Origin of the sequence: Mesorhizobium sp. M8A.F.Ca.ET.057.01.1.1 (assembly GCF_003952565.1) — a bacterium.
Classification (GTDB): Bacteria; Pseudomonadota; Alphaproteobacteria; order Rhizobiales; family Rhizobiaceae; genus Mesorhizobium.
On sequence record NZ_CP034454.1, the window covers coordinates 4,187,413 to 4,213,835 of the forward strand.

The following is a 26,423-nucleotide window of genomic DNA, read 5'->3' on the forward strand; positions in this document are numbered from 1 at the left end:
ATGACCTATCTCCTCTATGCCGCTGCAGCGTTGGCCGAGATCGCCGGCTGTTTTTCGGTATGGGCCTGGTGGCGGCTGGAAAAATCGCCTTGGTGGCTGGCGCCGGGCTTTGTCTCGCTGCTCCTGTTCGCCTGGCTCCTGGCACTGGTCGACACCAATGCAGCAGGGCGAGCCTATGCCGCTTACGGCGGCATCTACATCGTTGCCTCGCTGGCCTGGCTCTGGCTGGTGGAAGGCGTGCGGCCCGACCGCTGGGATCTTGGCGGTGCGGCGCTCTGCATGGCAGGTGCTTCGATCATCCTGCTTGCGCCGAGAGGGGCATAGGCCGTGGAACTGCCGGTCCCTCTTCGACAGGCTGTCGATCGCATCCTGGAAAAAGTACCGTTGCCGGACCTGAAGCAGGCGGCAAAGACGCTCTCCGACCGCTACCGCGCCGAACTGCGCGACGGCCGCCTGCACATGGCGCAGGACATGGCGGTCAGGGCCTATCTGGCGACGCGGCTGCCGGCGACCTATGCCGCGGTCCGCGCCAGCCTCGATGCGCTCGCCGAAGCCCGGCCGGATTTCACACCGAAAACCCTGCTCGATGTCGGCGCCGGTCCTGGTACGGTGCTTTGGGCCACCAGCGACCTCTGGCCTGAACTGGAACGGGCCACACTGCTGGAGGCGAGTGCCGCCGTGCGCAAGATCGGCGAGACGCTTGCGACCGACGCGATCGCGGCCCGGACCGTCTGGCAGGCCGGCGATGTCACGACGGAGTTGGCCGACCTCCAACCCGCCGAACTCGTCACATGCGCCTATGTGCTGGACGAGATCGTACCGGCATCCCTGGCCAAAATGGTCGACCGGCTATGGCACCTAACGACGGACACGCTGCTGATCGTCGAGCCGGGCACGCCGGCGGGCTGGCAGCGAATTCTGTCGGTGCGCCGGCAATTGATCGCCGCCGGCGCGCATGTGCTGGCGCCTTGTCCGCACGAAGTGCCCTGCCCGCTCAACCCGCCAGACTGGTGCCACTTTTCCCGCCGCGTCGCCCGCTCGCGCCTGCACCGGCTGGCAAAGGACGCCGATGTGCCGTGGGAAGACGAGAAATTCATCTACATCGCCGCTTCGCGCCAGCCGGCTGCCTCCCGCGCCGCACGGGTGATCGCGCCGCCGAAGTCAGGGTCCGGCAAGGTTACGCTGAAACTCTGCGAAGCAGACGGCAGCGCCAGCGAAAAGCTCTTCACCAAACGCGACGGCGACGCCTTCAAGGTGGCGCGGCGGCTGGACTGGGGCGATGCGCTGGCACGAGGATGAAACGAACGGGACGGCTCCGCAATCCCGCGCCAATCGCTCCAGTTTCCTGTTTTGTTCTCCTTCGAGAAACGCTAAACTCGCAACTCTCGATTCGAGTCAATTGCGATTCTTTCCACGGAAAAATTTTGGCTGTGAATCGCGAGTATCAAAGCCGCTTCGACACGAGCTGTTGCAGATAAGTCAGCACCGACTTGTCCAGTTCTGATATCGAAAGGGCGGGATCGAAATTGGGGACATCATGGCAGAGGCAGCGCGAAAATTCGGCGTGGCGGAGCAACCGCTCTATCGCGAATCGCCCAACAATATCGAGGCCGAGCAGGCGTTGCTTGGCGCCATCCTCGTCAACAACGATGCCTTCTACCGGGTGTCCGACTTCCTGAAGTCCGGTCATTTTCATGAACCCCTGCACCGCAAGATCTTCGATGTCGCTGCCGAGTTGATCCGCATGGGCAAGGCGGCGACGCCGATCACGCTGAAGACCTTCCTGCCGGCCGACGAAAAGGTCGGCGACATGACGGTGGCGCAATATGTCGTACGGCTGGCGGTGGAAGCCGTCACCGTCGTCAACGCCACCGATTACGGCCGCGCCATCTATGATCTGGCGACGCGCCGGGCGCTGATCACGGTCGGCGAGGACATGGTCAACATCGCCTATGACGCACCTGTCGACATGTCGCCTTCCGAACAGATCGAGGACGCCGAGCGCCGCCTGTTCGAACTGGCTGAAACCGGGCGCTATGACGGCGGCTTCGAGAGCTTCACCGACGCGGTCAAGACCGCGGTCGACATGGCCAACGCCGCCTACATGCGCGACGGCGGTCTGTCGGGCCTCGCCACCGGCATGCGCGATCTCGACCGCCGCATGGGCGGCCTGCAGCCCTCCGACCTGATCGTGCTTGCCGGCCGCCCGGGCATGGGCAAGACATCGCTCGCCACCAACATCGCCTTCAACGTCGCCGAGGCCTATGTGCCGGCACAACAAGCCGACGGCTCGTTCAAGGCGGCCAATGGCGGTGTCGTCGGGTTTTTCTCGCTCGAAATGTCGTCCGAACAGCTCGCGACCCGTATCATTTCCGAACAGACGGAAATCTCGTCCTCGAAGATCCGCCGCGGCGAAATCAGCGAAATGGATTTCGAAAAGCTGGTCGCCTGTTCGCAGACCATGCAGAAGATCCCGCTGTTCATCGACCAGACCGGTGGTATTTCCATTGCTCAGCTGTCTGCCCGCGCGCGTCGCCTGAAGCGCCAGCGTGGCCTCGACCTGATCGTCATCGACTATATCCAGCTGATGCAGGGCTCATCCGCCAAGTCCTCGCAGAACCGCGTGCAGGAAATCACCGAGATCACCACGGGCCTGAAGGCGCTGGCCAAGGAACTGACCGTGCCGATCATCGCGCTGTCGCAGCTGTCGCGTCAGGTCGAAAGCCGCGACGACAAGCGCCCGCAGCTCTCCGATCTGCGCGAATCCGGTTCGATCGAACAGGACGCCGACGTCGTCATCTTCGTCTACCGCGAGGAGTATTACCTCAAGAACCGCGAGCCGAAGCTCGGCACCGAGGAATACGTCAAGTGGGAAAACGAGATGAACGAGATGCGCGGCAAGGCCGAGGTGATCGTGGCCAAGCAGCGCCACGGGCCGACCGGCACGGTCACGCTCGCCTTCCACGGCGAATTCACCCGCTTCTCGGATCTGGCCGAAGAGCACCACATCGCGGAGCGGTTTGAGTAGCCTCTTGCCAGCGGTCGCAACAGAAATGCGGAAGCGAGGCGTTCTACGGCGCCCCCTCTGTCCTGCCGGACACAGGGGCGCGCGAAGGATCGCGGCGCCCGCAATCGGGCGGGAAGGTAGAAGCGTGGCCAAATCCCGCGTCCAGTTCATCTGCCAGAATTGCGGTTCAGTGCATCAGCGCTGGGCGGGCAAATGCGATGCCTGCGGCGAGTGGAACACGCTGGTCGAGGAAGGCACGTCAGGCGGCATCGGCTCGGGGCCCGCCAATACGCGCAATGCCCGCAAGGGCCGCGCGGTGGTGCTGACCACGCTTTCCGGTGACATCGAGGACGCGCCGCGCATCATATCAGGCATCGGCGAACTCGACCGCGCCACCGGCGGCGGCTTCGTGCGCGGCTCGGCGCTGCTGGTCGGCGGCGATCCCGGTATCGGCAAATCGACGCTGCTCACCCAGGCTGCAGCCGCACTTGCCTCGAAGGGCCACCGCATCGTCTATGTCTCGGGCGAAGAGGCGGTTGCCCAGATCAGGCTGCGCGCGCAGAGGCTCGGCGTCGCGTCGGCGCCCGTGGAACTGGCGGCCGAGACCAATGTCGAGGATATCCTCGCCACGATCGCCGACGGCAAGCGGCCGGATCTGGTCATCCTCGATTCGATCCAGACGCTGTGGACCGACCTTGCCGATTCCGCGCCGGGCACGGTCACCCAGGTACGCGCCGCCGCTCAGGCAATGATCCGCTACGCCAAATCCACGGGTGCCGCGATCGTGCTGGTCGGCCATGTCACCAAGGAAGGCCAGATCGCGGGTCCACGCGTGGTCGAGCACATGGTCGACGGCGTGCTTTATTTCGAGGGCGAAGGCGGCCACCACTTCCGCATCCTGCGCACGGTGAAGAACCGCTTCGGACCAACCGACGAGATCGGCGTTTTCGAAATGTCGGACAAGGGGCTGCGCGAGGTCTCCAACCCGTCCGAACTTTTCCTTGGCGAACGGCACGCGAAATCGCCGGGAGCAGCGGTTTTCGCCGGCATGGAAGGCACCAGGCCCGTTCTGGTCGAGATCCAGGCGCTGGTCGCGCCCTCCTCGCTCGGCACGCCGCGCCGGGCGGTGGTCGGCTGGGACGGGGCTCGGCTGTCGATGGTGCTGGCGGTGCTGGAGGCGCATTGCGGTGTCCGTTTCGGGCAGCATGACGTCTATCTCAACGTCGCCGGCGGCTACCGCATCAGCGAGCCGGCTGCCGATCTCGCGGTCGCCGCCGCACTGGTTTCCTCGCTCACCGGTCTTGCCCTTCCCGCCGATTGCGTCTATTTCGGCGAAATCAGCCTTTCGGGCGCGGTGAGGCCGGTTGCGCATGCGCAGCAGCGCCTCAAGGAAGCCGAAAAGCTGGGTTTTGGTAGCGCGGTTCTGCCCTTGGGCAGCGAGGAACTTGCTGGAGGGATCGGGGCCGGCGCTTTCCAACCCACCGAGCTTGCCGACCTCGTGGCGCGCATAGCCGGCTCACGGCGAAGCCGCGCCGACGATGAAGAGTGACGCGGCTCATCCGGTGGTGAGCAAGACAGAGTGGGGCGAAAGACATGCCGATTACGCTGCTTGACGGAATTCTCGTCGGCTTCACCCTGGTCTCGGCGATGCTCGCCATGGTTCGCGGTTTTTCGCGCGAAGTGCTTTCAGTGGTGTCCTGGGCGGCGGCGGCCGCGGCGGCCTTCTTCTTCTACAAGCCGGTCCTGCCCTACCTGAAGCCCTATATCGACAATGAGAAGATCGCCATGGCGGCGGCTGCCGGCGTGGTCTTCATCATCGCGCTGATCGTCGTCTCGGTCATCACCATGAAGCTTGCCGACTGGATCATCGATTCGCGCATCGGCGCACTCGACCGCACGCTCGGCTTCCTCTACGGCGCCGCGCGCGGCGTCCTGGTCGTCGCGGTGGCGCTGCTGTTCTTCAACTGGCTGGCCGGCGCCAAGGCCCCGGCCTGGGTCACGGAAGCCAAGTCGCGGCCGCTGCTGGAACAGATCGGCGCCAAGCTGGAAAGCCTGCTGCCGGAGGATCCGGAAAACGCCATCCTCAAGAAGCTCAATCCGAATCAGCCGGCCGCCGAGACGCCAGCCGCGCCCGACGCACCGGCGGCGGATGCTCCAGCCGGCGGCGACGACGCCAATGCGCCAGCGCCCGACGACAACGACGCCGGCCCCGCCGACAACACGGCCAAGCCGGCGCCAGCGCCGGCGAACTGAGGTCCGAACGGAACGTCTGGCGATCGATCCATGTGAACGATCGCATGCAGTGCGTTGCTTTCGACGCGCGACCGCCTTATATGGCGATTTTAGCGGAGCTTAAGATGGCAGACGCAGACGACGTGCTTTCCGCCGAGGCCGACGACCATTTCCACGACGAATGCGGTGTGTTCGGCATTTTCGGCCGACAGGACGCAGCGGCCATCGTCACTCTCGGGCTGCATGCGCTGCAGCATCGCGGCCAGGAAGCGGCCGGCATCGTTTCCTATGATGGCAGCCAGTTCCACGTCGAACGCCATGTCGGCCTGATCGGTGACACTTTCACCAAGCAGCGCGTCATCGACAGCCTGCAAGGCAACCGCGCCATCGGCCATACGCGCTACGCCACGACAGGCGGCGCCGGCATGCGCAACATCCAGCCCTTTTTTGCCGAGTTGGCCGATGGCGGCTTTGCCGTCGCCCACAATGGCAATTTGACCAACGCCATGACTGTGCAGCGCGCGCTGCAGAAGCAGGGCGCGATCTTCTCGTCCACATCCGACACCGAGACGCTCCTGCATCTGGTTGCGACCAGCAAGGAGCGCGACCTCAACTCGCGTTTCATCGACGCCGTGCGTCAGGTCGAAGGCGCCTTCTCGCTGGTGGCGATGACGGCCAAGAAGATGATCGGCTGCCGCGATCCGCTCGGCATCCGCCCGCTGGTGCTGGGCGATCTCGACGGCGCCTGGATCCTGGCCTCGGAGACCTGCGCGCTTGACATCATCGGCGCCCGTTTCGTGCGTGACCTGAAGCCCGGCGAGATGGTCGTCGTCACTTCCAAGGGCATCGAGAGCCTGTTCCCGTTCGAACCGCAGAAGACCCGCTTCTGCATCTTCGAATATGTCTATTTCGCCCGGCCAGACTCTTCGGTCGAGGGCCGCAATGTCTATGAAGTGCGCAAGCGCATCGGCGCGGAACTGGCGCAGGAAAATCCGGTCGAGGCCGACATCGTCGTGCCGGTGCCGGACTCGGGCACGCCGGCGGCGATCGGCTTCAGCCAGGCGGCAGGCATTCCCTTCGAACTCGGCATCATCCGCAACCATTATGTCGGCCGTACCTTCATCCAGCCCGGCGATTCGATCCGTCACATGGGCGTCAAGCTCAAGCACAACGCCAACCGCCGCATGATCGAGGGCAAGCGTGTGGTGCTGGTCGACGATTCCATCGTGCGCGGCACCACCAGCCAGAAGATCGTGCAGATGGTGCGCGACGCCGGCGCCAGGGAAGTGCACATGCGCATCGCCTCGCCGCCAACCAGCGCGTCGTGCTTCTACGGTGTCGACACGCCGGAGAAGTCGAAGCTGCTCGCTTCGCGCATGTCGGTGGAAGAGATGGCCGAGTTCATCCGCGTCGATTCACTCGGCTTCCTCTCGATCAACGGGCTCTACCGCGCCGTTGGCGAGGCCAGCCGCAACGACGAACAGCCGCAGTTCTGCGATGCGTGCTTCACCGGCCAGTACCCGACCCGCCTGCTCGACTTCGAAGGCCACGACAATGTGCGCACGCTGTCGCTGCTGGCGACAAGCGGGGCGTAGGATTGCCGGACCGTCACCAGCTTAGCCAGAGTTCCGGAAGCGATCGCATGACCCTCGACCTTACCGGCCGCGTCGCGGTCGTCACCGGCGCCTCGCGCGGCATCGGCTATTTCATCGCCAGGGAATTGGCCGCCGCCGGCGCGCATGTGATCGCTGTTGCGCGCACTGTCGGTGGTCTCGAGGAACTCGACGACCAGATCAAGGCGGCCGGTGGCCAGGCGACGCTGGTCCCGCTCGATCTCGCCGACATGGCCGGCATCGACCGGCTGGGGGCGCCATCAACGAGCGCTGGGGCAAGCTCGACATTCTCGTCGCCAATGCCGGCGTGCTCGGCGTCATCTCGCCGATCGGCCATGTCGAGGCCAAGACCTTCGAAAAGGTGATGACCATCAACGTCACCTCGACCTGGCGGCTGATCCGCTCCGTCGACCCGCTGCTGCGGCTTTCGGATGCCGGCCGGGCGATTATCCTGTCTTCCAATGCCGCGCATTCGGCGCGCGCGTTCTGGGCGCCTTACGCGGCATCCAAGGCGGCGGTCGAAACCATGATGCGCTCGTGGGCGCACGAGACGCAAAGCCTGCCGCTGCGCGTCAACGCCGTCGACCCCGGCGCCACCCGAACCGCGATGCGCGCGCAAGCCGTGCCCGGTGAGGATCCCGAGACGCTGCCGCATCCCTCCGAGATCGCCAAACGCATCGTGCCGCTGGCCAGCCCGGACCTCAAAGAGACCGGCCTGATCTTCCAGGCCAAGCACAACCGCTTCGTCGCCTACCGGCAGCCGGAATGAACTCCAGCCTTTGAGGGTGCCGAAGAAGCGGCCATGTTGTGTCATCACGACCGCCCGTTCTCGATGCCTCGGCGGCTGTTCTATTGCTTTGCGACCGATTGAATTGTGGCGGCTGCAACACGCCCAGCCCGAAAACCTGCCGGATCATGATGCAGCTGTAATCCAAGGCGGCGGTCATGCTTTCGTCATTTCCGAGGAGTTGTTAGGATCGGACGACTCCCACACCAAGCGCCCTGCTGGGCAGAACAAGGAAAACTCCATGGCTACAACCGCAGCATTGGTCTGGTATCTGGTAATCGCCGGCCCACAGGGCGGCATGGTCGTGCTGCCCAGCACCTTCGACAAGCGCGAACAGTGCACCGCCGCCATCACCGAGTATCAGAAGCAGCCGACACCCGCGGGCTGGTCCGTGCAGTGCGTGCCGAGCGCCTCGCCCTTCACCGACGAGGGTGACGCCGAGCAACCATCAGCGCAGTAAGCATCGGGGTACAACAAGGCCCGCAGCCGCTTGCCGTGGGCCTTGTGATTCAGCGCCGCGCACTCACCGTAAGTTCCGGCTTCTGGTTGATGGTCTGGAACACCACGCAATAGCGCTCGGTCAGCTTCAGCAGCGAATCGATGCGCTCCCGCGGCTCATCCGTGTCGAGATCGAAATTGAGCCGGATGGCGCGAAAACCGACCGGCGCATCCTTGGCGACCCCGAGCGTGCCGCGAAAATCAAGGTCGCCTTCGGCTTCAACGGTCGCGGCGCCGAGCTTGAACTCGAGCGCCGTCGCCACCGCCTTCAGCGTCACCCCGGCGCAGGCCACCAGCGCCTCGAGCAGCATGTCGCCGGAGCACAGTTCGAGCCCCGAGCCGCCTGTTGCCGGATGAAGACCGGCGATTGCCAACGCCCTGCCCGTCTCGACCTTGCAGGCGATCGACTGGTCGTCGATCGCGCCCTTGGCTCGCAGCGTGATCAGCGCGCGAGAGGCATCGCCGCGATAAGCTTCCTTCAGCGGCGCCTGCATGGCCTTCAATCCCGTCGCGTCCATTGAAGTCTCCCTTTCAGGCGGGCGCTTGCTCGGCCGGCCCCCAGGGAGATTCCCCCAGATCACTTCCGGTGGCAATGGCGTTCTGTCCGTCCACCGCAAGCTCCAGCGGCCGAAGCCGTACTCAACCTATCCCAAATGGGACATTGACGAATGTGGCCCCAAAACCGTCTGATCCGGGAAAGTTTCGTCGTTCCATTTTTCCGGCAGCCCCACAATGTCACATACGCTCCCGACCACACCGAGACAGGATGGGTTTCGCGCTCCTGGCGAATTCGAACCCAAATCAGGCTGCTGGCTGATCTGGCCGGAGCGGCCGGACACCTGGCGCCAGGGCGCCAAGCCCGCCCAGAAGCTGTTCGCCGACGTCGCTGCCGCGATCGCTCAAAGCGAACCCGTGACCGTGGCGGCATCCAGCCGCCAGTGGCGGAACGCCAGAGCGCGCTTGCCCGCCGATGTACGCGTCGTGGAGATGTCCACCAACGATTCCTGGCTGCGCGACAGCGGCCCCAATTTCGTCGTCAACGACCAAGGCGGCGTGCGGGGCGTCGATTGGACCTTCAACGCCTATGGCGGGTTCGACGGCGGCCTCTACTCGCCTTGGGATCTCGATGACCTGGCTGCACAAAAAGTGCTCGAGATCGAGAGGATGGACCGCTATCGCGCGCCGCTGATCGCCGAGGGCGGCGGCCTGCAATGCGATGGCCAGGGAACGCTGATGACGACCGAGCAATGCCTGCTCAATCGAAATCGCAACGCCTATCTCGGCAAGGCCGAGGTGGAGAGCCGGCTTGGCGACTATCTCGGCGTCGACGACATCATCTGGCTACCGCGCGGCTTTGCTTTCGACGAGACGGATGGCCATGTCGACGACCTCTGTTGCTTCGTTCGTCCGGGCGTGGTGGCGCTGAGCTGGACCGACGAGCGGGACGACCCGCAATATGAGATCGTGCGCGAAGCCGAAGAGGTGCTGCGTTCGGCCCGTGACGCGCGTGGCCGTAGCCTGCAGGTTCATCGGCTGCACCATCCCCTGCCGATCGAAATGACGGCCGAGGAAAGCGAGAGCGTGGACCGGGTCGATTCGACCTGGGCGCGGCCAACCGGCAACCGGATCGCGGCGAGTTACATCAACTATTATCCGGGCAACAGCGTCGTGGTGGTGCCCGAGTTCGGCTGCGATCTCGACCGGAAGGCAAAGCAACAGTTGGCCACGCTGTTCCCCGACCACAAGATCGTCGGCATCGAGAACTCCCGCGAAATTCTGCTCGGCGGCGGCAATGTCGCCTGTATCACCTTACCCGTTTATGCACCGCAGCGGCGTTGAGCGGCAAGCGTGCCGAAAGTGAAATTGGAACGGTGCGCCGCATCGGCCGCACCCGCGAAAGGAGGACACCCATGCGCTCTCTGCTCTTCCCAATCCTGAGCGCCGCGCTTGCCTGCGGCACCTGCTTCGGCGTCGCCCGGGCGGACGACGAGAAGGTCGTCAACGTCTACAACTGGTCCGACTATATCGCGCCGGATACGGCTGAGAAGTTCGAGAAGGAGACAGGTATCAAGGTCCGTTACGATGTCTATGACGGCAACGAGGTCCTTGAGACGAAGCTGCTCACCGGCGGCTCGGGATATGACGTGGTCTATCCCTCGGCTTTTCCGTTTCTGAAGAACCAAGTGAAGGCGGGCGCTTTCCTGCCGCTCGACGGATCGAAGCTGTCAAACCACTCGAAAATCGATCCGCAAGCCTTGTCGCTGATCGCGGGCGCGGACCCGCAGAACCTGCACGCCGTGCCCTACATGGCCGTCACGGACGGCATCGGCTACAATGTCGCTGCCATCAAGCAACGCATGCCGGACGCTCCGACAGATTCGTTCGCCATGGTCTTCGACGTCGACGTCGTCAAGAAGTTCTCCGATTGCGGCGTCGCCATGATCGATGCCCCGGCGGAGATCATTCCGATGGCTATGAACTATCTCCACATCGACCCGAGGTCGACCAGTCCTGACGACCTCGCCAAGGTCGAAGACCTGATGGGCAAGGTGCGGCCTTATATCCGTTACTTCCACTCGTCGAAATACATCAACGACCTGGCGAATGGCGACATCTGTGTCGTGCTGGGTTGGTCGGGCGACATATTGCAGGCGAAGACCCGTGCGGCGGAATCCGCGAAGAAGCTGGAGATTGCCTATTCCATTCCCAGGGAAGGCACGCTGATAAACTTCGATACGATGGCGGTGCCGAAGGATGCGCCGCATCCGGAGAACGCCCAGGCCTGGATCGATTTCAACTTGCGGCCCGACATAGCCGCAGCCAATTCCAATTATGTCTCCTATGCCAATGCGATCCCGGAATCCCTGCCGCTGATGGATCAGGCCGTCGCCAAGGATCCCGGCGTTTTCCCGCCCGATGACGTAAAGGCCAAGCTGTTCGTGGTCGAGAACAACGACGCAAAGCTGCTGCGACTGCAGAACCGCATGTGGACACGCGTCGTGACGGGACAGTGAAGCTGGCGAAACGACACCGTCAGGCGCGCGGAGCCTCCCAGCCGGCGGCCAGCAACTCGACCTGGGAGTGCACACCGAGCTTGCGGTAGACCTGCTTGATGTGGTTGCGCACGGTGCCGGGTGAAATCGACAGGCTTCGCGAAATCGTCTTGGCGCTGCCGCCCTCGATCAGGAGCCGCGCGATCTGCCTTTCCCGGGCGCTGAGGCGCGAACCCCCGGCTTCGATTGCGGACCCCTTGTCCCGAAGGCGGCACAAATGACGCAGCCTTTGCAGAATGAGCTTTGTCGCGCCGCTCGCCGCGCCGGCCACGGCCAGATCATGCTCGGCAAAACGCGGCGCGCCGTTGCGGCGCAGAAAGGTCACATAGCCGGCGGTCAGCCCGTCGAGGTTGAAGACGCCCGTTATTTCATCGAAGCTGCCGGAGGGCCCGTAGAACTCGCGATAATAGGGCGTGCGCTGGAAATCGCCGTGGCTGAGTGCCGACAAGGGCAGCAGGAAATCCTGTCTGGTGCTGGCGAACCTCTGAAAGAAGGGATCCTGGCGATAGATGCGCGCATCATAATCGCGGTTCCAGCGATCGGGTCCGGCATCGTCGATGGTCAAGGACGTTATATCGCGACGATAGAAGCCAACATACACACGATCCGAGCCAAGTAGCACGCTTGCCGCCGCGCTGAAGCGGGCCGACAAGTCTTCGGGCGTCGCCGCCAAGGCCGCGGCGGCCACGCCACCGCTCCAGCGTCCAAACCGGTCGAGAGAAAAATCCGACTGCATCCGCGCCCAGACTAACGCAAGCCCCGCCAACTTCAAGCTGGCGGGGAACCGTGGCGCAAGCGGTGAATCAGTCCCGTGGCTGCTTCCGCAGCTCATCGCCCGATCAACAGGTTGGAATCACGCCTTGGCCTGCGACCTCACATGGGCGATGTAGCCGCGCACGTCGCTGGCTGGGCCGGCATAGGCCTTGCCGAGCTTCTTCTCCATCGCTGCCATGTATTCCTTCGCCCATTTGGGCAGGGCGTAGTCGATGACGGCGAGGAATTCGAGGGTCGCCGCCAGGCGGATGTCGGCGATCGACGGGCTCTTGCCGCCGATGAAGGGCTTGCCGTCGCGGAAAAAGGAGTGGAAGACCTCGAGCGGTTCGGCAATGGCAGCGACCGCCGCCTTCTGTGCCTCCGATTTCCTGTCCGGGTGGGCGTCGCTGTGGCCGACCTCGCCGGCATATTGCGGGAAGCCGAGCGCGGGATAGGTGGCGCGCGCCACATAGGGATAGAGAGTGCCGATCAGATAGAACATGGCGCTGTCTATCATTGCCCGCTTGGCTGGCGCCTTGGGGTAGAATTTCTCCAACCCATGCTTGTTGGAAAGATATTGCATGATGGCGCAGCTCTCCCAAAGTACGCCGCGCGGCAGGCCCTTGTCCTCGATCATCGGCGTCAGATGGGCCGGATTGCGGGCCATGTACTCCGGCGAGCGCGTCAGCCCCCACGCATCGGTCTCCGCATGGTCGAGCCCGGCAGCGCGGGCGAAGACGCGAACGGTCATGTTGTTGACGCTCGGCTTCAGCATGCTGATGGTCAGCGCCGGTTTCTTTGCCGGTTTCGCCTTGGCCTTGGCCGCGGTCTTGCCGGCGGCTGCCTTTGACGCCGTTTTGACCGCTGTTTTGGCGGCGGCATTTGCCGCCGGTTTCGCGGCTTTTGCTGCCGGTTTTGACGCTGGTTTGCCCACCGGCTTGCTTGCGCTCTTCGTCACTGCCTTTGCCACCTATTCCTCCCTTGCCTGTTCAGCCTTCAATATGGATTTTTGGGTGCCCGGTCGGCCGACAATGTCGCCCGCGCGCGTTCCACAAGAGCCTGGATGGCGTCAGCCAGATGCACTTCGGCGATGTTGTAGTCGCCACGCGCGACGCGAAGCTTATGCGCCTCCATCAGCACGTCGGCATGGGTGAAGCCTGCAGGCGGCTCGAAACGATAGGAGGCAAGCTCGATCAGCAGGCCGAGCGGGTCCTCGAAATAGATCGAATCCATGAAGCCGCGATCCTTGACGCCGCTGTGCTTGATGGCGCGCTCATCGAGCCGGGCGACCGCCTGCAGGAAGGTGACCCGCGATACCGAAAAGGCGATGTGATGGACGCAGCCCGGGTCAGTTGGGGTGCGGCGCTTCACGGCCGTGCGGGTCTCGTCAGTGAAGATGGTGATCAGCCGGCCGTCGCCCGGATCGAAATACAGATGGCTTTCGGTCGGCTTGTCGAGGTTGGGCTGCTCGAAGATGAAAGGCATGCCCAGCACACCTTCCCAGAAATCGATCGAGGTCTGACGGCCGGCACCGACCAGCGTGATGTGATGGACGCCTTGCGACTGCAGTTTCCGCATCGGCCTTCTCCCCCGAAATATCCGCTCTGACAGAGGCGGCCCGTCAGGCCGCGCCTGCGCATGCTACATCTGGCATGAGCTGAGCGCCAATTCGCTGTCCGTTCCCCGGCGTTCCGCGCGCCCGCCCTTCTCAGGCTTTATGAGACGATGCTAAACCAATCAGCCGGGCCGCGCCAGAAGCCGCATCCGGGACAGGCTGTATTTCGCGCCGCCGCCCCTGCCCCAAAGGCAAGCACGGTCTGGAGCAGCGTCGTGCGGGATTTCGCCCGTATAGCTGGCATGAGCGGAGCCGACAGGGGCTGGAGCCGCCCCCACACAAGCAGGCGCATGCCTTATGGCCGATATCGCCATTCTCGATACACGCGAAAGAGTTCTCGCCGGCATCTTTTTGACCGGCGCCGCCTACTTGCTGTTTTCGACGCAGGATGCCTCGATCAAGCTGCTGGTTACGGGCATGAGCGTCTGGCAGATCATGTTTTTCCGCAGCATCACCATTCTTGGTGCCTGCGCGGCCATCGGCGGGCGGCGGCTATTTACCGACACGGTGCGCTCGCCGATCGTGCGGCCGATGCTGGTGCGCAGCGCCTTCACGCTCGCCGCATGGCTTTGCTATTACAATGCCGCCCGCAGCCTGCAGCTCGCCGAACTGACCACCGTCTATTACGCGGCCCCGATCATCGTCACAGTGCTTTCGGTGGTCCTGCTCGGCGAAAAGGTGCCTGTTTTGCGCTGGCTGGCGGTTCTGATCGGCTTTGCCGGTGTCTTTGTCGCCTGCGACCCCGCCCATCTCGGCCTTTCGGTACCCGTGTTGCTGGTGCTGACGGCGGCCTTCCTGTGGGGCATCGCCATCGTGCTCCTGCGCAAGACGGCCCTTACCGAGCGCTCGATGATCCAGCTCCTCCTCAACAACTTCTACTTCCTGGTGCCGGCTTTGTTGTGGTGGCATACGCCGGACCCGACACAATTGCTGCTTCTTGCCAGCGTCGGCGCACTCGGCGGCCTGGCGCAATATCTTCTCTTCGAAGGCATGAAGCGCACGCCGGCATCGATCCTGGCGCCCCTCGAATACAGCTCCCTGTTGTGGTCGTTCGCGCTCGGCTTCGCGATCTGGGGCGACGTGCCACGCCGCGAGGTTTTTCTGGGTGCTGCCCTTATCGTCGCCGCCGGCCTGCTGATCGTCGGCGGCGAGCATTTTCGCAAGCGGCTTTGATGGTCAATGTTGCTGACGCTACGATGTCAGGATGGAGTGACGTAGTCTCGCGGCATGACTGATGTGACAGCCACCACCGACACTGTCGCCGAGCGCACGCTGGGGATCATCCTCGTGTCGTCCTCGGCGGCTGTATTCGGGCTGACCGGTGTGCTGACCAAGTCGATCCATGCCGATCCGCTGACGATCACCTGCTGGCGCGGCTTTGTCGGCGCGATCCTGATCAGCCTCTACGTGCTGTGGCGCCGCCACCGTGCCGGCAACCGTGAGCCGCTGCGGCTTGGCTGGCGCGGCTGGCTGCTGGCGGTGGAAGGCGCGCTGGCCAGCATCGCCTTCATTTCGGCGTTCAAGTTCACTTTCGTCGCCAATGTCGCGGTCATCTACGCGACCTCGCCCTTCATTGCCGCCGTACTGGCCTGGATGCTGGTGCGCGAGCCGTTCCGCCTGCAGACCATGGTGGCGGCGGCCGTGTCGCTGTGCGGGGTTGCCATCATGGTCTGGTCGGGTTTCGGTACCGGCAATCTGTTCGGCGACGGGCTGGCGCTGCTGATGACGGCCGGCAGCGCGCTCTACATGATCATGGTGCGCGCGTTCCGCGACACGCCGGCGGTGTGGGCCGGCGCGGTTTCGGCCTTCCTGTTGTTCATACTCGGCTGGTTCGTCACCGATCCCCTGACGGTCTCGGCAAGGGACGCGGTTCTGCTTGCCACGTTCGGCGCGTCCTTCGCGCTGGCTTCGATCCTTTGGACGGAAGGCTCGCGGCTTATCCCGGCGCCTGAATCCGGCCTGCTCGGCTCGGCGGAAGTGCCATTCGCGATCCTGTTTGCATTTCTGTTCCTGGCCGAAATACCCCCGGTGGCCAGCCTGGTCGGCGGCGCCATCGTGCTCTGTGCCGTCTTTGCCCACGCCGGCCGCGACTGGCTGATGGCACGCTCGCAACGTCCGGCATCAAATATTTCCTAAAAAAGTTGGGAACTCACGGAACCATCGCCTTGCTCAGACATTATTGGTGCGACGGGCCACCCCCCAAGTCCCCCCAAACCCCTCGGCCCGTCCTACTCCCAAGCCGACCGCAAGGTCGGCTTTTTCTTTGCCAAAAGGCTGATGACGGAATGCGGCCTTTGGAAATCAACCAGGCCATCCAGAGAGAGCCAGGTTGGCACCCAGCAGTGCCGCCAGATCGCCCGCGGCCGCATCGGCGCCGGCGCGCAGCCGGACCGCGAACTCAGCCATCGGCACCTGCGGCAGGCCAAGCTCGCGCGGTGCTTCGACAATGCCGGAATGGGCAAAGCGCGGGGTTCGCAAGGTCAGCGCCACGCCGGCATTCACCGCGGTGCGCAGGCCTGCAAGGCTGGCGCTGCCGGCGGCGATGCGATAGCGGCGGCCGGCGGCATCGAGCGCGGCGAGTGCCGCCTCGCGGAACCCGCAATAGGGATCAAGCAGCGCCAGCGGCAATTCTTCCTGCCGCGAGGCCAGCCCCTTGCTCGAACACAGCCATATCATCGGCTCGCGCAGCACGCCGACCTCGTCCGGCACCGCGGTCTGGCGCATGACGATCGCCAGGTCGAGGCTGCCGGCCTGCAGCGCCTGCGCCAGTTCGGCGGAGCGGCCGACACGCAGTTCGATCCTGACGCGCGGATGGCTGGAAGCGAAGGCTCGCAGGAGGTCCGGCAGGCCGCTATCGGCGAAATCCTGTGTCGTGCCGATGGCGACGCGCCCGGCAGCGCGTGCGCCTTTCAGCGCCAGCCACGCCTCGCGATGCACCGCAAGGATGCGCCTGGCATGGCCGACGAGGTCCTCGCCTGCCGGCGTCAGGCCACGACCCCTGCCCTGTGGCGCCAGAAGCGGTTCGCCGACGATCTCTTCCAGACGCTGCATCTGGGCCGTCACCGCCGACGGTGAGCGGCCGACACCTGAAGCCGCCTGCGCCAGCGAACCGCTGTCGACGAAAGCAAGGAAGGTTCTGAGCAGATCGGGATCAAGCGTTTCCACAATTCGATATTATCGAATCTTCAATTGAAAACAATTCGATTTTTTTGATTCTAAGGTGAGGGCATGGTCTCTCCAACGGCGACCGACGCCACGAGAAACCAAGGAGAAGAAAATGCCCATCATCAATGTCAGCGTCACCGGCAAGCCAGACGCCGCCCTGTCCGCCAGCATCGCTAGGGAAATAACCGATGTTACCGCAACGCATCTGCGCAAGGACCCGACGATCACCGCGGTTGCCGTGTCCTATCTCGATCCGCAGCACTGGTTCGCCGGCGGCAAGTCGCTTGCCGAGCACGGCACCAACACGTTCTGGCTCGACATCAAGGTGGTCGACGGCACCAACACCAAGCTCGAACTGGAGGCCTATCTCAAGGCGGTCTTCGAAGCCTTTGGCCGCCTGCTGGGCGGCGTGCACCAGGAAAGCTATGCTTTCGTGCACGAGGTCCCGGCAGCCGCCTATGGCTATGGAGGCAAGACGCAAGAGTTCCGTTTCATCAGCGGGCGGCTGAAGGCTGCGTGAGGGCGCCCCCTTCCGCATTGACCTTGCCTCGACTTCCGCTAGGCTCTGCCCTCGAAGCGGCCGCACAAGAGCCGCGATGACAGAACCGTTGGGAGAGACGCGGCATGATCCTGACACTGGCGCTGCTTGCGGGCCTGGTCGTGGCCTGGCTGCTGATCGGGGCGGTGGAGAAATTCCGCCTCGGCCTGCGTTTCACCCAGGCGCTGCTCTACGTGCCGTTCAAGCTCGCCTACCGGATCAGCGACAATCGCATCACGGTCGTCCGCAAGGCGCAGGTGCCGGTCATCTATGTCATCTCTCACCAGTCGCGCTTCGAGCCGGCGCTGATGCTTTCGCTGCTGCCGGACGACACCCTGCATATACTCGACGAGGTCTCGGCGCGCTCGCCATGGCTCGAGCCCTGGCGCGAACTCGGCCGCACCATTGCCTTCAACGCCGAACATGTCTTTGTCAGCCGCCGGCTGGTGCGCGTGCTGAAGGGCAAGGGCCGGCTGGCCGTCTATCTGCCCGATGCGGTCGAGCCCGACGTCAAGACGTTTCGGCTGTTTCGCGCCGTCACCCGCATCGCCATGCAGGCCGATGCCCGCATCGTGCCGATCTTCGTCACCGGTGCACGCAGCCTGCCGGTCTCGCTGACGCCGGCAGACAAGGCACCGCGTCACTGGTTTCCACGGCTGTCGATCAGTGTCCTGGAGCCAATGACGATCGCCGAACTGGTGGCGCGCAACCCGGACCAGGCCTCGAACACCAATGCGCTGTTCGACCGTGTCGCCGAGGCCCGGCTTTTCGGCACCGACCTCGACCGCGGCCTGTTCCTGGCCATGCGCGACGCCGCCGACCGCGTCGGCGCCTCGCACACCATCATCGAAGATGTCATCTCGGGGGCCTTGAGCTACCGCAAGATGTTCATCGGCGCACGGGTGCTGGGCAGGCGCTTCGAGGCGGTGACGGCGTCGGGGGAAGCGGTGGGGGTGATGCTGCCCAACGCCAATGGCGTCGTGCTGTCGCTCGTCGGCCTTTTCTCGGCGGGCCGGGTGGCGGCGATGATCAACTATACGGCCGGGCCAGCAAGCGTCACCGCGGCGATCCGCACGGCCGTCATACGCACCGTTGTCTCTTCGCGTGCCTTTGTCGAGAAGGCCGATCTCGCCGATATCGTCGCCGCGGCCGAAACGGGCGGCGCCCGGCTGCTGTGGCTGGAAGATTTGCGGACCAGCGTCACCACGCTGGACAAGCTTGCCGCCGCTTTGCTGTGGCGCCTGCCGCTGCAGCGGCAAGACGCGGCCAAGCCGGGCGTGATCCTCTTCACCTCGGGTTCGGAGGGCACGCCGAAGGCGGTCGTCCTGTCGCAAAAGAACCTTCTCGCCAATGCCATGCAGGCCGAGGCGCGGATCACCATTTCGCCGGCGGACATCCTGCTCAACGTGCTGCCGGTGTTCCATTCCTTCGGCCTGACGGGTGGCACCATCCTGCCGCTGGTCACCGGGGTCAAACTGTTCCTCTATCCCTCGCCCCTCCACTACAAGATCATCCCCGAAATCGCGCGCAAGGTGAAACCGACCATCATGTTCGGCACCGACACGTTTCTCGCCAACTATGCGCGCACTGCCAAGGACGGCGATTTCTCCAGCCTGCGCTTCGTCGTCGCCGGCGCCGAAGCGGTGAAGCCGGAAACCCGCCGCACCTATCGCGAACGCTTCCAGGCCGAGATCATTGAAGGGTTTGGCCTGACCGAAGCCGCGCCCGTGGTTGCCGTCAACACAGCCATCCACGGTCGCGACGGCACGGTCGGGCGGCTGCTGCCGGCCATCCGCATGAAGCTGGAGCCGGTCGAAGGCATCAATGATGCCGGCCAGTTGTGGCTCGACGGGCCGAACATGATGATGGGCTACATGACCGCGGACCGCCCCGGCGAACTGCAGCCGCTGACCGGCTGGCACGACACGGGCGACATCGTCGCCGTTGACCGCGAAGGCTTCATCACCATTCGTGGCCGCGCCAAGCGCTTCGCCAAGATTGCGGGCGAGATGGTGTCGCTGGGCGCTGTGGAGATGCTGGTGCAGTCGCTTTGGCCGGAAGAACACCATGCGGCGGTGGCGGTGCCGGACAAGAGGCGGGGCGAGCGCATCGTGCTGGTCACCACCGCAGACGAAGCAAGCGCCGAGGAACTGCGACAGTTCGGCAAAAAGGCCGGCGCGGCCGAACTGATGGTGCCCAACGACATCGTCAAGGTCGAGGAAATCCCGGTGCTCGGTTCGGGCAAGACCGATTATGTATCGACCAGGAAACTGGCGATCGACCGGCTGGGGCTTGGCGTGGCGGCTTAGTGCCACCTACGCCCCTTTCGAGGCCCGCTGTCGTCTTCGCATGACCAAGGACCGCGCCATCCTGCCGCAGCGATTCAGATGGACAAATGTAAAGTGAGAGAGTATTCACTCACTGATTAAGGCAGAGTGAGCATGCATATTTCTGCCAGCGCGACATGACACCTCCTTTGCACGGCAAGGAGATCAAGCATGGCAAAGATCCTCGTCACCGGCGGCACCGGGCATCTCGGACACGATCTCGTACCGGCACTGACCGCGGCCGGACACACTGTCAGGTTGCTGGCCAGGGAAGCGAGGCTGGACCGCGCCGTCGAATGGGCGCTTGGCGACCTCGCAACGGGCGAAGGCATTGATGAAGCCCTTGGCGGCGTCGATACGGTCATCCATGCCGCAACGTTGTCGCCGATCGCCAGGCGCGGTATGCGGCCGATCGATTTCTTCTCCAGTCCGTCGGATGTCGACGTCGAAGGCACGCGGCGGCTGCTTGCTGCATCGCAGCGCGCCGATGTCTCGCATTTCATCTTCGTCTCGATCGTCGGCCTCGACTTCAGCACCCTGCCCTATAGCCGCGTGAAGCTGGCGGGCGAGCAGCTTGTGCGAGAGTCGCCAGTTTCCTGGTCGGTCATCCGCGCGACGCCATTCTTTTACCTTCTGGCGCAGATGCTGGCCGGGCTGAGATGGCTGCCGGTCTGGCTGCTGCCGACTTCGCCCTCAAATCCTGTCGATACACGTGATGTCGCCAGTTATCTGGCCCAGGCTGTCAGCGACGGGGAACGCGGTGTCCGCCCGCAGATCGGCGGACCCGAGGTGATGCCGTTCTCGACATTCGCTCGACAATACCGGGATGCGCTCGGGCTCCGGCGCCTCATTCTGCCGTTTCCGGTGAGTCGAAAGATAAGCCTTGCCTTGGGTTTGGTCGAAACCAGCGAACGGCTGGGAGAAAGAACATGGAAGGCATGGCTTTCCGAGCAGGGTGGAAGCGCGCCGTGAGCGATCCTAGCGCAAGAATGGTACTGTCGGGCGCCGAATCTCCATCACCAGGATCGAGTGAACAGGAATAGCCATGAAGCCGCCATCCGCCGGACGCGAGCGCATTTTACGCGAAGCCATTCGCCTGTTCGCCGAGCGCGGATATGACCGGACCAGCGTTCCCGAAATTCAGGAAGCCGCCGGCCTGTCGCGTGGCTCGGGTGCGCTCTACAAGCACTTTCCCTCGAAGGAGGCGCTGCTTGCCGCGGCGATCGACCGGTTTGTTGGAACGGCGCGGGAAGGACGGGCCGAGCTTGGCGAACAGGTGCTTCCTGTCGATCAGGGGGCGCGGCGGATCGTGGAGAGCATGCTGGAAAAACTCGGCGCGAATCGCGACGTGCTCAGAATCCTGTGGCGCGATCTTGAGCCCTTTCCGGAATTGAAAGCCTCGGCACGTGGCGAGATCATGCAGAGCACTTACCACGCAGTCGCCGAATGGTTGCGGGAGCGCCAGCGCCAAGGCGAACTGCGCCCCCATGACAGCGACGCGGTCTCCGCCGTCATCGTCGGCAGCGTCGCCATGTTCCGCGTCTTCGAAGCGATCTGGGCCGAGCGCTCGATCGAGGTCAGCGACGAACGCTTCGCGTCCGCCTGGACCGATTTGTTGGTCCGTGGTCTGCGACCCTAACCTATATCCGAAGGCGGCACCTTCTCGCCTTCCAGCCTGGCGCGCTTGGAGTAGGCACGCACCGAAAACGGCAGGAAGATCAGGTAGCCCGCGACCGATGCCGTCAGCGTGTACCAGGGATAGGTCATCAGCAGCAGGATATAGAGCACGACGGCGAGGATGACCGGCAGCACCCTGTCGCCAGGGATCTTGACGCTCTTGCCGGAATAGACCGGCAACCGGCTGACCAAGAGGAAGGCGACCAGGATGGTGAAGCCGGTGGCGACGAAGGCGGCCGGCCGGCTAGGCTCCACCCCAAGGCGCAGGAAATAGAGATAGAGCGGCAGCATCACCAGCACGGCGCCAGCAGGCGCCGGCACACCGACGAAATATTCGCTCTGCCATACCGGGCGCTCGGCCTTCTCGTCGTCGAGCACGTTGAAGCGCGCCAGCCGCAAACCACAGGCGATCGCGAACAAAAGTGCCGCGATCCAGCCCGGCGAGCCTGCACGGTCGAGCAGGAAGGCATAAAGCACGAGTGCTGGCGCGACACCAAAATTGACGATGTCGGCCAGCGAATCCATCTGCGCGCCGAATTTGGAGGTGGCTTTCAGCATTCGTGCCAGGCGACCGTCGATGCCGTCGAGGAAGGCGGCAAGCAGCACCATGACAACAGCGGTTTCAAAGCGGTTTTCGAAGGCAAAGCGGATGCCGGACAGGCCGGCGCAGATGGCAAGCACGGTGACGAGGTTGGGCAACACCATGCGCATCGGAATCTCGCGGATGCGGGGACCGCCGCTGGCATGGGCCTCGAATTTTTTATACTGCGTGCCCACCGTCAGGAAATCCGTACGAGGGGCGTGCCGGCGATGCCGCCGAATTCAGCCAGCACGGTTTCGCCGCCGACCGCCGTTTGGCCGACGGCAACGCGCGGCGTGGCGGTCAAAGGCAGGAACACGTCGACGCGCGAGCCGAAGCGGATCAGGCCGAAACGCTCGCCGGTGCCGATCGAAGCGCCGGCCTCGGTCCAGCAGACAATGCGACGCGCCACCAGCCCGGCGATCTGGACTGCCGCCACCGTACCGTTGGGGCTCTCGATGACCAGCCCATTGCGCTCATTTTCGGTGCTCGCCTTATCCAGTTCGGCATTGAGGAACTTTCCGGGGCGATGCTCGATCTTGGCGATGCGGCCGCGCACCGGAGAGCGGTTCACGTGGCAGGAAAAGACGTTCATGAACACGGAGATGCGGGTCATCTCGACATTGCCGAGGCCAAGCTCGCGCGGTGGCACGGCAGGTCCCACCGCCGAAATGATGCCATCGGCGGGGCTTACCACCAGGCGATCGTCGACAGGCGTGACGCGCTCGGGATCGCGGAAGAAATAGACGCACCAGGCGGTCAGGATCAGGCCGACCCAGAACAGGATCGAGGAGAAATAGCCGAGGAACAGCGTCGCCGCGCCAAAGGCCGCGATAAAGGGATAGCCTTCGCGATGGATCGGTACGAACGCGTTCTTGACCGTGTCGACAAGGCTCATGGGCTGGGGGCGGTCCCTGTTTCAGGTCCGGCCTCAATAGCGGAAACACCCCCTGCCCGCAACGCGACAATCGCCGACGTCGATGAATGGGCAAGGGGTTGCCAGTGACCGGGGATAGCAGGACGCTCCGAGTTTCGTGAAGTCGAGACCGGGTTGCATGCTTGTGCCATTGCCACCGAAGCCATCCTTTGACTGCGCGAGGGCCGCCAGCGTGGCCGACAAGGCTAACTGCGCCGACGCCGCCCTTGCAAACCAATACCCGTGGCGTCAACGTCACCGGGATGAAGCGTTCTTCCTGAGCGAAAAGCACTAGCCTGCTGTCGGGAGACTTCCATCTCGCCCGTCCTTGTTGAGAAGCGCCTCATCGCAAGGGCCGATGACGCGTGCAAATGGAGGCTCCCGATCATGCAGATATCATTCGGCAACAAAGCGCATATCGTTTTGGAAGGCCTCGCTTTCGGCGAGTCGCCACGCTGGCATGACGGGCGCCTGTGGCTCTGCAATTGGGGTACGGGCGAGATCGTCGCCGTGGACGAAGGCGGCAAGAGCGAGGTCATGCTCAAGATTCCGGCTGTCCTGCCCTACTCCATCGACTGGCTGCCGGATGGCCGGCTGCTGGTGATCGCGGGCCGCGAAGGCTTGCTGTTGCGGCAGGAGCCTGACGGAAGTCTCGTCACCCATGCCGATCTGCGCGGCCTGTCGAAAAGCCCGTGGAACGAGATCGTCGTCGATGGGCGCGGCAACATCTATGTCAATGGCGGCGGGCCGGCGCCAGCTCCAGGTGCGCATTTCGGCCCGGGTACTATCGTGCTGATCACGCCGGACGGCACGGTCGGCCAAGTGGCGGACAGCATCGCCTTCGCCAATGGCATGGCGGTGACTCCGGACAACAAGACGCTGATCATTGCCGAATCCCATGCCAACCGGCTGACCGCTTTCGACATCGCCGCCGACGGCGCCCTGTCCAATCGCCGCGTCTGGGCCGATCTCGACGGATATCCCGACGGCATCTGCCTCGATGCCGAAGGGGCGGTCTGGTATGCCGATGTTCCCAACAAGCACTGCGTGCGGGTGCGCGAAGGCGGCGACGTCTTGCAGACCATCACCGCCGATCGCGGCTGCTTTGCCTGCATGCTGGGCGGTGCCGACAGGAAAACGCTGTTCATCACCGCCGCCGAGTGGCGCGGCTTCGAGCACATGGTCAGCGATGCCCGCACCGGCCAGGTGCTCGGCATTGAAGCGCCGGCACCTGGTGTCGGCTGGCCTGGCTAGAGCCCAGGAACCCGCTGATAGTTTGCGATGTCGGCCCTGACGCCGAGCCGAGCGAGCGTCTCCTGCGGGTTGAAGGCAACGCGTTCTTGCGCCGCCTTGACGATCGGCACGACCTTGTCGACGGCCGCCTGGCTTTCCCATTCGACGATCGTCACCAGATTGAATTCACCTGGCCCCGAAAATTGCTCGAGCAGGAAATCCTGCACGAAACCCTGCTGTTGACGCAGCAATTCGTGTGTCGTCCTGACCTTGGCGAGGATCTCCTCGCGGGCGGCGGCGGGTACGACGAACTTGTCGACCCTGAACACGCTGCTGCCGATAACGTTCTGATTCGTAACGCTCATATCCATTTGTCTCGTCCTCGAGGATGCTGTTTCGCGGCTCTCGAGCGACGGTCTACAATCTCAACTTAAGTTGAGGTCAAGCAGGATTCTCGATTGATTTGTGGAAAGGCTCAGATAGCGGCGCTTGCTCCGAAAGAAACCGGAGATGCCCGCGGGACAGCCCCCCCTCTGCCCTGCCGGGCATCTCCCCCACAAGGGGGGAGATTGGCACTCCACCGACTACGACAACTCCGACGTGCGCCTGCGCACAACGACACCCAGTTCGTCGCTTTCGCGGGCAATGCGCAGCCGCTCCTCGGCTTCGGCCGCCTCGCGCTGGCGGTCCCACATCGAAGCGTATAGGCCGTGTTTTCGCATCAGCTCGACATGGGTGCCGCGCTCGGCGATCTGGCCATCCTTGAGCACGATGATTTCGTCGGCCGAGATCACCGTCGACAGGCGGTGGGCGATGACGATGGTGGTGCGGCCCTTGCTGACCAGATCGAGCGCGGCCTGGATCTCCTGCTCGGTGTGGCTGTCGAGCGCCGAAGTGGCTTCGTCGAGCATCAGGATGGGCGGCGCCTTCAGGATGGTGCGGGCGATCGCCACGCGTTGTTTCTCGCCACCGGAAAGTTTCAGCCCGCGCTCGCCGACCATCGACTTGTAGCCGTCGGGCAGCTTCTCAATGAACGGTCCGATCTGGGCGAGTTCGGCGGCCTTGCGCACCTCCTCCTCGCCGGCGCTGACACGGCCATAGCGGATATTGTAGGCGATGGTGTCGTTGAACAGCACCGTGTCCTGCGGCACCATGCCGAGCACCGCGCGCAGGCTGTCCTGCGTCACATCCCGCACATCCTGGCCATCGATCAGCACCTGGCCACCCTGCACGTCGTAGAAGCGGAACAGCAGCCGCGAGATGGTCGACTTGCCCGCCCCCGACGGCCCGACAATGGCAACGGTCTTGCCGGCCGGCACGTCGAAGGAGACGCCCTTCAGGATCTTGCGGTTCGGATCGTAGGAGAAGTGGACGTCGCGGAACTCGACCTTGCCGGCCCTCACGGCCAGCGGCTTGGCGTTGGGCTTGTCGACGATCTCCTGCGGCACGTCGAGCAGGTCGAACATGTGCTCGATGTCGGTCAACCCTTGCCGGATCTCCCGATAGATGAAGCCGATGAAGTTGAGCGGCACGGAAAGCTGCACCAGCATGGCATTGATGAAAACGAAATCGCCGACGCTCTGGGTGCCGGCCTGCACTTCCAGCGCCGACATGCACATGACGACGACCGTGCCGACGCCGAAGATGAAGCCCTGGCCGAAGTTCAGCCAGCCGAGCGAGGTCCAGGTCTTGGTGGCGGCGATCTCGTAACGCGCCATCGAGCGGTCGAAGCGCTCGGCCTCCATGCGCTCATTGGTGAAATACTTGACCGTCTCGAAATTGAGCAGCGAGTCGATCGCCTTGGTGTTGGCGTCGGTGTCGCTGTCGTTCATGTCGCGGCGGATCGAGATGCGCCAGTCGCTCGCCTTGACCGTGAACCAGACATAGAGGCAGACGGTGATCGCCACCACGGCAACGTATTTCCAACCATAGGTGAAACCGAATATGCTGGCGGTCAGCGCGAATTCGAGGATCGTCGGCGCGGTGTTGAGCATGATGAAGCGCACGATCGTCTCGATGCCCTTGGTGCCGCGCTCGATGATGCGCGACAGGCCGCCGGTGCGGCGTTCCAGGTGGAAGCGCAGCGACAGCTGATGCATGTGCACGAAGGTGCGGAAGGCAAGCTGACGCACCGCATTCTGGCCGACCCGGGCAAACAGAGCGTCGCGCAGCTGGTTGAAGCCGAGCTGGACAAGCCTCAGCACATTATAGGCAATGACCAGCATCACCGGGGCGAGCATGAACGACGGCAGCGGCGGGGGCGATTTGAAGCCTCCCGCCAGCGCATCGGTTGCCCATTTGAAGAAATAGGGACCGGCGACCAGCGTCACCTTGGCCACGACCAGCAGCAGCGTCGCCCAGGTCACCCGCGCCCTTAGGTCGGCGCGATCGGCCGGCCACATATAAGGCCAGAGGTTACGCAATGTCGT

The 26,423-nt window shown here is 63.9% G+C and carries 25 protein-coding genes and 1 pseudogene; 17 read left to right on the forward strand and 9 right to left on the reverse strand.

From position 1 onward, the window contains the following. The 8 genes and pseudogenes from EJ077_RS20015 to EJ077_RS20050 all read left to right on the forward strand — a co-directional run bounded on the left by EJ077_RS20015 (window position 1) and on the right by EJ077_RS20050 (window position 8,099). The gene (locus EJ077_RS20015) at window positions 1–324 is read left to right on the forward strand and encodes a YnfA family protein (RefSeq protein WP_208695757.1); all 324 of its coding nucleotides are present in this window, start codon (window positions 1–3) and stop codon (window positions 322–324) included. Between the two features lie 3 nt (window positions 325–327). After that, window positions 328–1,299 (forward strand): small ribosomal subunit Rsm22 family protein, encoded by a 972-nt coding sequence (locus EJ077_RS20020; protein WP_208695758.1) that lies wholly within the window; start codon window positions 328–330, stop codon window positions 1,297–1,299. A 238-nt stretch (window positions 1,300–1,537) separates the two neighbouring features. Continuing rightward, a complete protein-coding gene (locus tag EJ077_RS20025; RefSeq protein ID WP_127871426.1) occupies window positions 1,538–3,028 on the forward strand; it encodes a replicative DNA helicase in 1,491 nt (496 codons plus the stop codon). Window positions 3,029–3,152: 124 nt separating this feature from the next. Continuing rightward, complete coding sequence (gene radA, locus EJ077_RS20030) at window positions 3,153–4,556, forward strand: DNA repair protein RadA (protein WP_127871425.1); 1,404 nt, start codon at window positions 3,153–3,155, stop codon at window positions 4,554–4,556. Between the two features lie 44 nt (window positions 4,557–4,600). Then, window positions 4,601–5,260, forward strand: coding sequence for a CvpA family protein (locus EJ077_RS20035; protein WP_127278760.1), 660 nt, complete (start codon window positions 4,601–4,603; stop codon window positions 5,258–5,260). A 104-nt stretch (window positions 5,261–5,364) separates the two neighbouring features. Beyond that, on the forward strand, window positions 5,365–6,834 hold the full coding sequence (purF, locus tag EJ077_RS20040) for an amidophosphoribosyltransferase (protein WP_208695759.1): 1,470 nt from the start codon (window positions 5,365–5,367) through the stop codon (window positions 6,832–6,834). A 47-nt stretch (window positions 6,835–6,881) separates the two neighbouring features. Continuing rightward, window positions 6,882–7,621, forward strand: a pseudogene (locus tag EJ077_RS20045) (SDR family NAD(P)-dependent oxidoreductase). A gap of 259 nt (window positions 7,622–7,880) precedes the next feature. Continuing rightward, on the forward strand, window positions 7,881–8,099 hold the full coding sequence (locus EJ077_RS20050) for a hypothetical protein (RefSeq protein ID WP_010915155.1): 219 nt from the start codon (window positions 7,881–7,883) through the stop codon (window positions 8,097–8,099). A 49-nt stretch (window positions 8,100–8,148) separates the two neighbouring features. Here EJ077_RS20050 and EJ077_RS20055 read toward each other — a convergent pair whose 3' ends face one another. Then, window positions 8,149–8,655: an OsmC family protein gene (locus EJ077_RS20055; RefSeq protein WP_208695760.1), complete on the reverse strand. Its 507-nt coding sequence runs from the start codon at window positions 8,653–8,655 to the stop codon at window positions 8,149–8,151. A gap of 214 nt (window positions 8,656–8,869) precedes the next feature. On the opposite strand from EJ077_RS20055, the gene aguA reads away from it, so the two are divergent. Both aguA and EJ077_RS20065 read left to right on the forward strand, forming a co-directional pair. Next, window positions 8,870–9,976, forward strand: coding sequence for an agmatine deiminase (gene aguA, locus EJ077_RS20060; RefSeq protein WP_208695761.1), 1,107 nt, complete (start codon window positions 8,870–8,872; stop codon window positions 9,974–9,976). A gap of 71 nt (window positions 9,977–10,047) precedes the next feature. Further along, window positions 10,048–11,151, forward strand: a complete 1,104-nt coding sequence (locus EJ077_RS20065) for a polyamine ABC transporter substrate-binding protein (protein WP_208695762.1) — start codon at window positions 10,048–10,050, stop codon at window positions 11,149–11,151. Between the two features lie 19 nt (window positions 11,152–11,170). Here the strand turns inward: EJ077_RS20065 and EJ077_RS20070 are convergent, their stop codons facing one another. The 3 genes from EJ077_RS20070 to EJ077_RS20080 all read right to left on the reverse strand — a co-directional run bounded on the left by EJ077_RS20070 (window position 11,171) and on the right by EJ077_RS20080 (window position 13,521). Then, complete coding sequence (locus EJ077_RS20070) at window positions 11,171–11,878, reverse strand: response regulator transcription factor (protein ID WP_245458472.1); 708 nt, start codon at window positions 11,876–11,878, stop codon at window positions 11,171–11,173. Window positions 11,879–12,043: 165 nt separating this feature from the next. Further along, the gene (locus EJ077_RS20075; protein ID WP_208695764.1) at window positions 12,044–12,913 is read right to left on the reverse strand and encodes a glutathione S-transferase family protein; all 870 of its coding nucleotides are present in this window, start codon (window positions 12,911–12,913) and stop codon (window positions 12,044–12,046) included. Between the two features lie 26 nt (window positions 12,914–12,939). Next, a complete protein-coding gene (locus tag EJ077_RS20080; protein ID WP_208695765.1) occupies window positions 12,940–13,521 on the reverse strand; it encodes a VOC family protein in 582 nt (193 codons plus the stop codon). 334 nt (window positions 13,522–13,855) lie between these two features. Between EJ077_RS20080 and EJ077_RS20085 the strand changes: the two genes are divergently transcribed. Beyond that, window positions 13,856–14,731, forward strand: coding sequence for a DMT family transporter (locus tag EJ077_RS20085; RefSeq protein WP_208695766.1), 876 nt, complete (start codon window positions 13,856–13,858; stop codon window positions 14,729–14,731). Window positions 14,732–14,785: 54 nt separating this feature from the next. Beyond that, window positions 14,786–15,694 (forward strand): DMT family transporter, encoded by a 909-nt coding sequence (locus EJ077_RS20090; RefSeq protein WP_208695767.1) that lies wholly within the window; start codon window positions 14,786–14,788, stop codon window positions 15,692–15,694. 165 nt (window positions 15,695–15,859) lie between these two features. On the opposite strand, the gene EJ077_RS20095 is transcribed toward EJ077_RS20090, so the two are convergent. Next, window positions 15,860–16,723 (reverse strand): LysR substrate-binding domain-containing protein, encoded by an 864-nt coding sequence (locus EJ077_RS20095; protein WP_208695768.1) that lies wholly within the window; start codon window positions 16,721–16,723, stop codon window positions 15,860–15,862. Window positions 16,724–16,835: 112 nt separating this feature from the next. Here EJ077_RS20095 and EJ077_RS20100 point away from each other — a divergent pair, with 112 nt between their 5' ends. The 4 genes from EJ077_RS20100 to EJ077_RS20115 all read left to right on the forward strand — a co-directional run bounded on the left by EJ077_RS20100 (window position 16,836) and on the right by EJ077_RS20115 (window position 21,227). After that, window positions 16,836–17,243 carry a tautomerase family protein gene (locus EJ077_RS20100; RefSeq protein ID WP_208695769.1) on the forward strand — a complete coding sequence of 136 codons (408 nt, stop codon included), beginning with the start codon at window positions 16,836–16,838 and terminating at the stop codon, window positions 17,241–17,243. Window positions 17,244–17,347: 104 nt separating this feature from the next. After that, window positions 17,348–19,570 (forward strand): AMP-binding protein, encoded by a 2,223-nt coding sequence (locus EJ077_RS20105; protein ID WP_208695770.1) that lies wholly within the window; start codon window positions 17,348–17,350, stop codon window positions 19,568–19,570. Between the two features lie 189 nt (window positions 19,571–19,759). Beyond that, entirely contained in the window at window positions 19,760–20,560 is an 801-nt protein-coding gene (locus EJ077_RS20110; RefSeq protein WP_208695771.1) for an SDR family oxidoreductase, read from the forward strand. Between the two features lie 73 nt (window positions 20,561–20,633). Further along, window positions 20,634–21,227 carry a TetR/AcrR family transcriptional regulator gene (locus EJ077_RS20115; RefSeq protein WP_127278713.1) on the forward strand — a complete coding sequence of 198 codons (594 nt, stop codon included), beginning with the start codon at window positions 20,634–20,636 and terminating at the stop codon, window positions 21,225–21,227. Here EJ077_RS20115 and pssA read toward each other — a convergent pair. After that, window positions 21,224–21,970: a CDP-diacylglycerol--serine O-phosphatidyltransferase gene (pssA, locus tag EJ077_RS20120; protein WP_245458790.1), complete on the reverse strand. Its 747-nt coding sequence runs from the start codon at window positions 21,968–21,970 to the stop codon at window positions 21,224–21,226. The two genes, EJ077_RS20115 and pssA, sit on opposite strands and share 4 nt — an antisense overlap. A gap of 74 nt (window positions 21,971–22,044) precedes the next feature. After that, window positions 22,045–22,743, reverse strand: a complete 699-nt coding sequence (locus tag EJ077_RS20125; protein WP_127278715.1) for a phosphatidylserine decarboxylase — start codon at window positions 22,741–22,743, stop codon at window positions 22,045–22,047. A 405-nt stretch (window positions 22,744–23,148) separates the two neighbouring features. Here EJ077_RS20125 and EJ077_RS20130 point away from each other — a divergent pair, with 405 nt between their 5' ends. After that, the gene (locus EJ077_RS20130) at window positions 23,149–24,015 is read left to right on the forward strand and encodes an SMP-30/gluconolactonase/LRE family protein (protein ID WP_208695773.1); all 867 of its coding nucleotides are present in this window, start codon (window positions 23,149–23,151) and stop codon (window positions 24,013–24,015) included. Here EJ077_RS20130 and EJ077_RS20135 read toward each other — a convergent pair. Beyond that, the gene (locus EJ077_RS20135; RefSeq protein ID WP_208695774.1) at window positions 24,012–24,359 is read right to left on the reverse strand and encodes an antibiotic biosynthesis monooxygenase; all 348 of its coding nucleotides are present in this window, start codon (window positions 24,357–24,359) and stop codon (window positions 24,012–24,014) included. The genes EJ077_RS20130 and EJ077_RS20135 overlap by 4 nt on opposite strands. Window positions 24,360–24,578: 219 nt before the next feature. After that, window positions 24,579–26,396, reverse strand: coding sequence for an ABCB family ABC transporter ATP-binding protein/permease (locus tag EJ077_RS20140; RefSeq protein ID WP_281040212.1), 1,818 nt, complete (start codon window positions 26,394–26,396; stop codon window positions 24,579–24,581). Window positions 26,397–26,423: the final 27 nt, after the last annotated feature.

Bases quoted from the DNA above. Each gene is read 5' to 3' on its own strand.
- EJ077_RS20080 (WP_208695765.1), bottom strand. From the start codon at position 13,521: ATGCGGAAACTGCAGTCGCAAGGCGTCCATCACATCACGCTGGTCGGT.
- EJ077_RS20115 (WP_127278713.1), top strand. From the start codon at position 20,634: ATGAAGCCGCCATCCGCCGGACGCGAGCGCATTTTACGCGAAGCCATT.
- EJ077_RS20055 (WP_208695760.1), bottom strand. From the start codon at position 8,655: ATGGACGCGACGGGATTGAAGGCCATGCAGGCGCCGCTGAAGGAAGCT.
- EJ077_RS20085 (WP_208695766.1), top strand. From the start codon at position 13,856: ATGGCCGATATCGCCATTCTCGATACACGCGAAAGAGTTCTCGCCGGC.
- EJ077_RS20090 (WP_208695767.1), top strand. From the start codon at position 14,786: ATGACTGATGTGACAGCCACCACCGACACTGTCGCCGAGCGCACGCTG.
- EJ077_RS20050 (WP_010915155.1), top strand. From the start codon at position 7,881: ATGGCTACAACCGCAGCATTGGTCTGGTATCTGGTAATCGCCGGCCCA.
- EJ077_RS20140 (WP_281040212.1), bottom strand. From the start codon at position 26,396: ATGTGGCCGGCCGATCGCGCCGACCTAAGGGCGCGGGTGACCTGGGCG.
- EJ077_RS20110 (WP_208695771.1), top strand. From the start codon at position 19,760: ATGGCAAAGATCCTCGTCACCGGCGGCACCGGGCATCTCGGACACGAT.
- EJ077_RS20025 (WP_127871426.1), top strand. From the start codon at position 1,538: ATGGCAGAGGCAGCGCGAAAATTCGGCGTGGCGGAGCAACCGCTCTAT.
- EJ077_RS20135 (WP_208695774.1), bottom strand. From the start codon at position 24,359: ATGAGCGTTACGAATCAGAACGTTATCGGCAGCAGCGTGTTCAGGGTC.
- EJ077_RS20015 (WP_208695757.1), top strand. From the start codon at position 1: ATGACCTATCTCCTCTATGCCGCTGCAGCGTTGGCCGAGATCGCCGGC.
- pssA (WP_245458790.1), bottom strand. From the start codon at position 21,970: ATGGTGTTGCCCAACCTCGTCACCGTGCTTGCCATCTGCGCCGGCCTG.
- EJ077_RS20130 (WP_208695773.1), top strand. From the start codon at position 23,149: ATGCAGATATCATTCGGCAACAAAGCGCATATCGTTTTGGAAGGCCTC.
- purF (WP_208695759.1), top strand. From the start codon at position 5,365: ATGGCAGACGCAGACGACGTGCTTTCCGCCGAGGCCGACGACCATTTC.
- EJ077_RS20065 (WP_208695762.1), top strand. From the start codon at position 10,048: ATGCGCTCTCTGCTCTTCCCAATCCTGAGCGCCGCGCTTGCCTGCGGC.
- EJ077_RS20100 (WP_208695769.1), top strand. From the start codon at position 16,836: ATGCCCATCATCAATGTCAGCGTCACCGGCAAGCCAGACGCCGCCCTG.
- aguA (WP_208695761.1), top strand. From the start codon at position 8,870: ATGTCACATACGCTCCCGACCACACCGAGACAGGATGGGTTTCGCGCT.
- EJ077_RS20125 (WP_127278715.1), bottom strand. From the start codon at position 22,743: ATGAGCCTTGTCGACACGGTCAAGAACGCGTTCGTACCGATCCATCGC.
- EJ077_RS20035 (WP_127278760.1), top strand. From the start codon at position 4,601: ATGCCGATTACGCTGCTTGACGGAATTCTCGTCGGCTTCACCCTGGTC.
- EJ077_RS20105 (WP_208695770.1), top strand. From the start codon at position 17,348: ATGATCCTGACACTGGCGCTGCTTGCGGGCCTGGTCGTGGCCTGGCTG.